Below are 7,042 nucleotides of genomic sequence, written 5' to 3'. Positions count from 1 at the left end.
GGGGCAGCTGCCCCTCCAGGACGCAGACCAGCAACCTCATCCGCTGTAACTCCTTGGGAGTCATCGAAATCATGTCCTTCTTCATGGGGGACATAATCGCTAAGCAGTTACAGGGGACAAAGTCGCTAAGCTAATACATTCACCACAAACGAGCTTGTCGCTTCGCCGGCGAACCGATATAGTGAACGCCGTCTGGAAAAAATGTCAGCCGAACGGATCGCGATGATGACTCAAACCGTCAACCTGAACTTGCCGCCGCCCACGGCCGTCGAGGCCAAGGCGACCGCCGACCGCCGGCGCCTGCGCCGCAAAGCCGCGGCAATCGCGGCGGCCTACGTGCTGGCCGGACGCCGGGCGCACGCCTTGCTTTTTCAACCCGACCTGACCCGCGACAACGCCTGGCGAGCTGTTCATCGCCGGCGCCGGCTCGCCGGCGAGAAAAAGCGCCGCCGCTAAAATCCGCCGTTCGGCGCCGGCAAACCGGGCTTCGAAGGAAAATTCCTCGTGAAACAGCGAACCCTTTTTTGTCTCCTGGCGGCTTGTCTCGGGGTGATTCTCGCGGCCGGCGCGGCGACGGCGAACGACGCCGAGTTCCGCGGCGACGGCGCGACGGTCTACCTGGTGAAAAACGAGCGAATCCGGATGCTCGAGGAAGAGATCGAGATTAAAAACGCGACCCGTCCCGACGAATCGTACACCTTCCGAGCGCATTGCCGGTTTCGTTTTCGCAACCTGTCCGACCAGCCGGTGACCGTGGAAATGGGCTTCCCCGATTGGCGCGCCAATCCGTACGAAGAAGACGCGAAAGAGCAATACCTCATGCGCGATTTCCGCGTGACGGTGGCCGGCAAGCGACTGCCGACGAAGCACAAGAAGGTCGTCGAAAACAACGGCCAAAGCCAGGTGCGCCTGGCCGACGGCGGCAAGTTGGCCTGCGACGCGGCCTACACCTGGCAGGTCCGCTTCAAGCCGAAGCAGGAAATCGTGGTGGTCAACGAATATTCCTTCGGCGGCTTCGCCACGGTCGGCGGCCTCTGGGAATACGCCCGTGAAAAAAGCCGGCTGACCCACGCCGATGTTTTCTGGGGAAACATCAAGCCGAAGCTGAATTACGACATGGCCGGATTCACCGCCGTCACCTACATCGTCACCAGCGGGCTGTCCTGGGCGGAAAGCATCGGCAAGGCGAAAATCTCCCTCGAGATCCCGCCGGACCTGCCGCCCAACCGCCTGCTGCCGGCGCCCGCCGGTTACCACATACGGGACGGCAAGGTGGTTTGGGAATTCGCCGACTGGAAACCGCAAACCGAGATCACGCTCTATCTGATTCGCAATTTTCTGGAAGGCGACACCGATCCCTCGCTGGTTTTCGGCAACGTCGCCGAGGCGCGGGCCTGGGCCGAATGGGCCGAAAAAAACCGCTTCGATCGCGCATCGGTGAACCTGGTGAAAAACGCGTTGTTCGCCCGGCACGGGCATGCGTTTCAAAATCCGCGCCTGACCCGTTACTTCAGCCGCTTCGATTGGTACCGAAAGCTGAAAAAACGCCCGGTCGCCCTGGCCGATCTGCCGCCCGACGAACAGGAAATGGTCACGGTGTTGGAGAAGCTGGAAAAGAGTCTGCCGGAGAAGTAAACCGGCGCCCGCTCTCCGGTCGACGCCCCCTTTGTCACGATCAGAACAACAACTCCAGATTGCGGACGATTTCTATCCGGTTGCGGTACTGCTGGTATTGCTCCTGCAGGAAGGCGGGGGTCGCCTCGTCGGCTTCGTCGGCCAGGCGGCGGTCGAACACCGCTTCTTCCCGGGCCGCGAGCTCCGGGTCGAAGACGTTGACCAGGTTTTCCGACTCGATGTAGCAACTGCGCATCGACAGGTTGAACGAACCGAACACGGCCAGTTCGCCGTCGACGATGAATTCCTTGACGTGCAGGTAGGGTTGCCTGTCCTTGAGACCCGGGTCGCCGCGCAGCAGGAAGACGCGAATGCCGGCGTCGAGCAGGCGGGCGAAATAGTTGAGCGAAATGAAATAACCCGTGCCCAGGTGCACCACCTGGCCGGTCGTCAGCGAATTGGTGAGGATCCGTACGTCGACACCGCGCCGCGCCGCGTCCAGCAGGGAGTCGAGCAGCAGGCTGTCGGGCAGGATCAGGTACTGCGAATAAGCGCTGATCCGCCGCCGCGCCATCTGGAACGCCGTCACCAGCGAATGAAGGGTGTGGTGCTCGCCCGCCCAGGGCCGCGATTGGACGAACTGCGCTCGCGTTTCGCCCGCCGGCCCCGGGCTGGCCGGCGCGGGTTCGGCGATCGGCTGGCCGCCTTCCGCGCTCAGTTCGCGGTAGTTGCGGAAAAAGCCTTTTTGCACCTCACCGACGATCGGCCCGGCCAGCAGCAAATCCGTATCCAGCCAGCGCGAAAAGTATTCGTCCGACAGGTTGCGCCCGCCGACGATCGCCTGCTCGCCGTCGGCGATCAGCATCTTCTCGTGAATCGCGTGATCCAGCAGCGGAATCGCCGGCAGGCCGCCGGGACCCTGGTAAAGGTTCTTCGACCAATCCTCCAGCAAATCCGGATTGACCGATCGCCTGTTGGCGTTGGCGTCGGCGATGATTTTTTGCAGCCAGACGCCGGGCGTTTCGCCGGAGCGTTGCGGCATCAGTCCCCGCTCGCGCAGCAACGCGCCGCTGAACAGGATCAGGTTGACGGATTTTTTCCACTCGTTGAGGCGCGCTTGAATAGCGGAATTTTCTCCCTTGCCGTCGAGCAGCCCGTGCTCTTCCAGAAATTCGGAGATTTCACCGAGGACGCGGTGAAAAGTCAGGCGGAGAGTGCTCCACAACGCGGCGGGAATCTGGGTGTCACCGTTCAAAATGATATTGGCCCGCACCCCCTGGCCGAGCCGGGAAATCAACGCCTCGTAAAAAACCTCGCCGATTCCCTCGGTATTGAACAGATAGGTTTGCAGATCGACCTGCCGTTTCGCCGCCGCCAGCAACTCCAGCCGGGCCCGCATGGCCGTCTCGCCGTCTGCCATCACGACGACGCGATTGCCGGCCAGGATCGGCGACCCGCCGACGCGCGCCAGCACTTCCTGATTGGCGGGCGCCAGCAGCGAATCCGTGTAACCGGGCCGGCGGTAGGCGACGCTCAGCGATGCCTTGACGCGATGGGTCCGCCCATCGCTGTCGCGCGCCAGAATCGGCAGTTCGTACAAACCCGGATCGGTCAGTTGCGGCACCTCGAACGTCGTCGCATACCGGCCTTCGCGGCTGGAAGGCAGAGATTCCCGCGGATCGAGATCCAGGTCCTTTTTGGCCGCGCCAAGCAGCTTGAGGTCTAGACTCACCGAATGGACCGTGGCATTGTCGATGTTGGTAAACACCATGCAGGACAAGCGCGGCGTTCCCCCGCCGTCGTTGTCGACCCGCTCCGGGTCGAGACGAATGTTCTTGATCGTCAGATAGGTCATCTCATTGTCGGGCAATTCGTCCTCGCGCGCCGGTTCACTCGAACGCCTTCCGGCCCGGGCCGAAAACCCGGCCGTCCGCGGTCAGGCCGATCAGCAAACCCGTGTAATGGCGGCATAGTATTGCGATCGAGCCCGCCCACCAAGCCGGGAAAACGGCTTTCTGCCAAAACGTCATGGCCGCCGCGTCGTGGATCAGCAGATGAAACGCCGCGCCGACCGCGAAAACAACGATCGCGAGCCAAGGTAGTAAAAAGGCCAGCAGGACGACCCAGCGCGACATCGGCGAGAAATCCGGGTCTGTCCACAACGAACGCCCCTCGGCGCGCCAGGTAACTCCGCCCTCGCCCGCCGGCGCCGCCGCATTCCGCGGCCCCAGGTGCGTTCCCGCCGAAAACAGCAATAAAACCGCCGCCAGCAGGCCGATCAAAGGCAACAAGCCCGCCGTCAACCACCAGAGGGAACCGGGCGGGTTCATCAACCGGGCCAGAACCATCAATAAAATCGGCAACCACAGCAGACGGCCTGCGGTGCCGACCCGTTCCGGGAAATATTCGACATGCAGTATGAGCGCGAAGAGCGTATAGCCCAGGTAGGCGACCAATCCCGCCAGCGCGACAATGGCGCGGAACCAGCCGGAACAGCCGCGGCTCACGGCCAGAAATTGGATCAGCGCCGGCAGCGGCGCGAGCAGATGGGCCGCGAGGCTCAGCCTCGAAACGACCCCGAGCCAGGGTGACGGCGTGTATTTTTGAGTCGCAACCATGGAGAAATGATGCGGATTTCGGCGCGGCGATGCAACCGACGAAAAAAAGCGTGTTTTATTGAATGAATCATCATTCAACAACTTGACAGCTTGGCCGGTGTTTTGCTAGTATCCCCCCGCTTATCCGAGTGCAGGAAATATACGTCACAACTGAATTATTTTGATCGCTACTGGAGGGCTATGCCGATGAGCGAAAAAGTGCGGAATCGCTGGCTGGTGGTCGTCGGCGCGCTGCTGATTCAAATCAGCTTGGGCGCCATTTACATTTACGGCGTGTTCAAGGGGCCCTTGAAAGAGCAATTCGGCTGGTCCCCAACCAACCTCGCCCTGCCGTCGCAGCTCGTGCTGGCCTTCTTCGCGCTGAGCATGATCATCGCCGGCCGCATTCAGGACAAATTGGGCCCGCGGCTGATCGCCACGATCGGCGGCGCGCTGCTCGGCGTGGGCCTGATCGTCGCCAGCTTCGCGACGAATCTCGCGATGTTCGTCATCGGCTTTTCCATCATCGGCGGCATCGGCATCGGCACCGCCTACGTCTGCCCGATCGCCACGTGCGTCAAATGGTTTCCCGATAAGCGCGGCTTGATCACCGGCCTGGCGGTCGCGGGCTTCGGCGCAGGCGGTCTGGTGTTCACCCCGATCGCCAAATCCCTGATCGCCTCCCAGGGCATCATGAGCACCTTCCTCTATTTGGGTTTGATCTTCCTGGTCCTGGTCGTCATCGGCGCCCAGTTCATGGTCAATCCGCCCGCCGGCTTCAAGCCCGCCGGTTGGAATCCGCCGGCCCCGCAACCGGGCGTCGCCGCCGCGGCTGCGGTCGATTACACCTGGCAGAAAATGCTCGGCACGGTGCAATTCTGGCTTCTGTGGCTGACCTACTTCGCCGGTTGCACCGCCGGCCTGATGGTCATCATGAACGTCACCAACGTCTGGCAGTCGTTCTCGCTGCTGAGCCTGTTCACCGACGGCGCGCCGATCGCCAAGGCCACCTACGCGGCGGTCGCCGCCAAGGGCGCTTCGGCGGTCATGATCGTTTCGATCCTCAACGCCGCCGGCCGCATCGCCTGGGGCAAGGTTTCCGACAACATCGGCCGCAAGACCACCCTGCTGATCATGTTCGCGTTCGCCGGCGTCGTCATGCTGGCGCTCAATTACCTGCGCTCTTACGGCCTGTACCTGACCGGCGTCGCCTGCGTCGGCTTCTGCTTCGGCGGCTTCCTGGCCATCTTCCCGGCGGTGACGGCCGACTACTTCGGCACGAAGAACGTCGGCGCCAATTACGGTTGGATGTTCACGGCCTACGGCGCGGGCGGCCTGTTCGGCCCGTGGCTGGCCCCGAAACTGATGCAAGTCGTGCAGAAGGTGGCCTACGAAACGGCGGACAAGGCCGGCAATCTGACCACTGCTTCCTACGACGCGGGCAATTACGTGACGGCCTTCATCATCTCGGGCATCATGTGCCTGGTGGCCGGCGCGGTCGTCATGATCATCAAACCGCCGAAGAGCGCGTAAGCAGAAAAGGGAGCGAATCGTGGCGCACCTGTGCAAGTTCGCGGTCGTGACCTGTGAGGATTTTCGCCTGCATCAACGCAAGTACGGCGGCAACATCATCGGCCGCTTCATCCAGTCGCTCGGCGAGGATTGCGATCTGATCACCCGCGGCGGTTGCATCCAGGACCTGGTGCGGCCGAAGCCCGGGTTCGCCGATTCGCTCTTCCGCGACCTGGAAGTGTCGGTCAAGCTGCACCACGCGGAGAAGATCTACGTGATCGGCCACGAGGATTGCGGCGCCTACGGGCACTTCCAGTTCGCGGCCCGCGAGGTCGAATTGGCCCAGCATTTCGAGGACTTGAAAGCGGCGAAGCAGTTGATCGAGGCTCGCTTTCCCGGCGTGACCGTCGTTCGCTGCTTCGCTTATTTGCAGGCGGGAACCAGCGACCGGTTCGACATCAAGGAAGTGACGGACTAAACGAGCCGTCGGCGCCATCCGGCAAAAAAAGTCGTTTTTTTGAAAAAAAAGACTGGAAATCGCCAAACGGCTGGTATATAGTTCCGTCGGATACGTGAGACGAACACTGCCGTGGGATCCGGTTAAAAGTGTCCTCCCCAATCCTCCCACACCGGATCCCACGGTTATTTATTTTAACGCCATGAAGAAACGACTTACCCCGACCGAGGCCCGAGAATTGCTGCGGCAGGCGCGCGAAGCCATGAGCCGCGCGTTGCCGGCGGTTTCCGATTTCCCCGTCGGGGCCGCGCTGCGCACGGCGGACGGCCGGGTCTACGAGGGCTGCAACGTCGAAAGCCCCAGCCTGCTGCAGGTGTTCTGCGCCGAGCGCGTCGCCCTGCTGGCCGCTCTGAGCCAAGGCGAACGCGCCTTCACCCACCTCGCCGTCGTCGCCGCCAAAATGACCCCCATCGCGCCTTGCGGCCTCTGCCGGCAGATGCTGGCCGAATTCGCCCCCGACATCCTCGTCGTCACCGCGGACGCCGCCGGCAAGATCCGCCAATGGCCCCTCGCCCACTATTTCCCCGAGGCGTTCGAAGGGCCGTAGAACTTTCGGCGGGCGATTTCATTGCATTCCAAGAGATGCCCTTGGCTGTCTCGAAGGGGGAGGATCTTTTCGGGTGCCATGGTCTTCGATCCGTCCGGATCGATGGCCATGCAAAGCGGAAGTGGTGTTTGGATGCGTTAGCGAGCGGACGAATCAGCAGCCGCAGCCTTGATCGTCGTCATCATCATCGTCGTTTTTATCGTCGTTTGGTTCATCTGAATAAATTAAGGCGATTACATTATTATCTTGATCGAT

At 61.8% G+C, this 7,042-nt stretch carries 7 protein-coding genes; 5 read left to right on the top strand and 2 right to left on the bottom strand.

Going from position 1 to position 7,042, the window contains the following annotated elements; all coding sequences use genetic code 11:
- Positions 1–225: 225 nt before the first annotated feature.
- Both GX444_15870 and GX444_15865 read left to right on the top strand, forming a co-directional pair.
- Complete coding sequence (locus tag GX444_15870; GenBank protein ID NLH50056.1) at positions 226–456, top strand: hypothetical protein; 231 nt, start codon at positions 226–228, stop codon at positions 454–456.
- 48 nt (positions 457–504) lie between these two features.
- Positions 505–1,635: a YARHG domain-containing protein gene (locus GX444_15865; GenBank protein ID NLH50055.1), complete on the top strand. Its 1,131-nt coding sequence runs from the start codon at positions 505–507 to the stop codon at positions 1,633–1,635.
- A 40-nt stretch (positions 1,636–1,675) separates the two neighbouring features.
- On the opposite strand, the gene GX444_15860 is transcribed toward GX444_15865, so the two are convergent.
- Both GX444_15860 and GX444_15855 read right to left on the bottom strand, forming a co-directional pair.
- Positions 1,676–3,484: a phosphatidylserine/phosphatidylglycerophosphate/cardiolipin synthase family protein gene (locus tag GX444_15860; protein NLH50054.1), complete on the bottom strand. Its 1,809-nt coding sequence runs from the start codon at positions 3,482–3,484 to the stop codon at positions 1,676–1,678.
- 19 nt (positions 3,485–3,503) lie between these two features.
- On the bottom strand, positions 3,504–4,232 hold the full coding sequence (locus GX444_15855; GenBank protein ID NLH50053.1) for a hypothetical protein: 729 nt from the start codon (positions 4,230–4,232) through the stop codon (positions 3,504–3,506).
- Positions 4,233–4,418: 186 nt separating this feature from the next.
- On the opposite strand from GX444_15855, the gene GX444_15850 reads away from it, so the two are divergent.
- The 3 genes from GX444_15850 to GX444_15840 all read left to right on the top strand — a co-directional run bounded on the left by GX444_15850 (position 4,419) and on the right by GX444_15840 (position 6,787).
- Positions 4,419–5,744, top strand: coding sequence for an OFA family MFS transporter (locus GX444_15850; protein ID NLH50052.1), 1,326 nt, complete (start codon positions 4,419–4,421; stop codon positions 5,742–5,744).
- 19 nt (positions 5,745–5,763) lie between these two features.
- Complete coding sequence (locus GX444_15845; protein NLH50051.1) at positions 5,764–6,201, top strand: hypothetical protein; 438 nt, start codon at positions 5,764–5,766, stop codon at positions 6,199–6,201.
- A 181-nt stretch (positions 6,202–6,382) separates the two neighbouring features.
- Positions 6,383–6,787, top strand: a complete 405-nt coding sequence (locus GX444_15840; protein ID NLH50050.1) for a cytidine deaminase — start codon at positions 6,383–6,385, stop codon at positions 6,785–6,787.
- Positions 6,788–7,042: the final 255 nt, after the last annotated feature.

The organism is Myxococcales bacterium, assembly GCA_012517325.1.
GTDB lineage: Bacteria > Lernaellota > Lernaellaia > Lernaellales > Lernaellaceae > JAAYVF01.
This window is presented reverse-complemented; position numbering and strand designations above follow the sequence as displayed.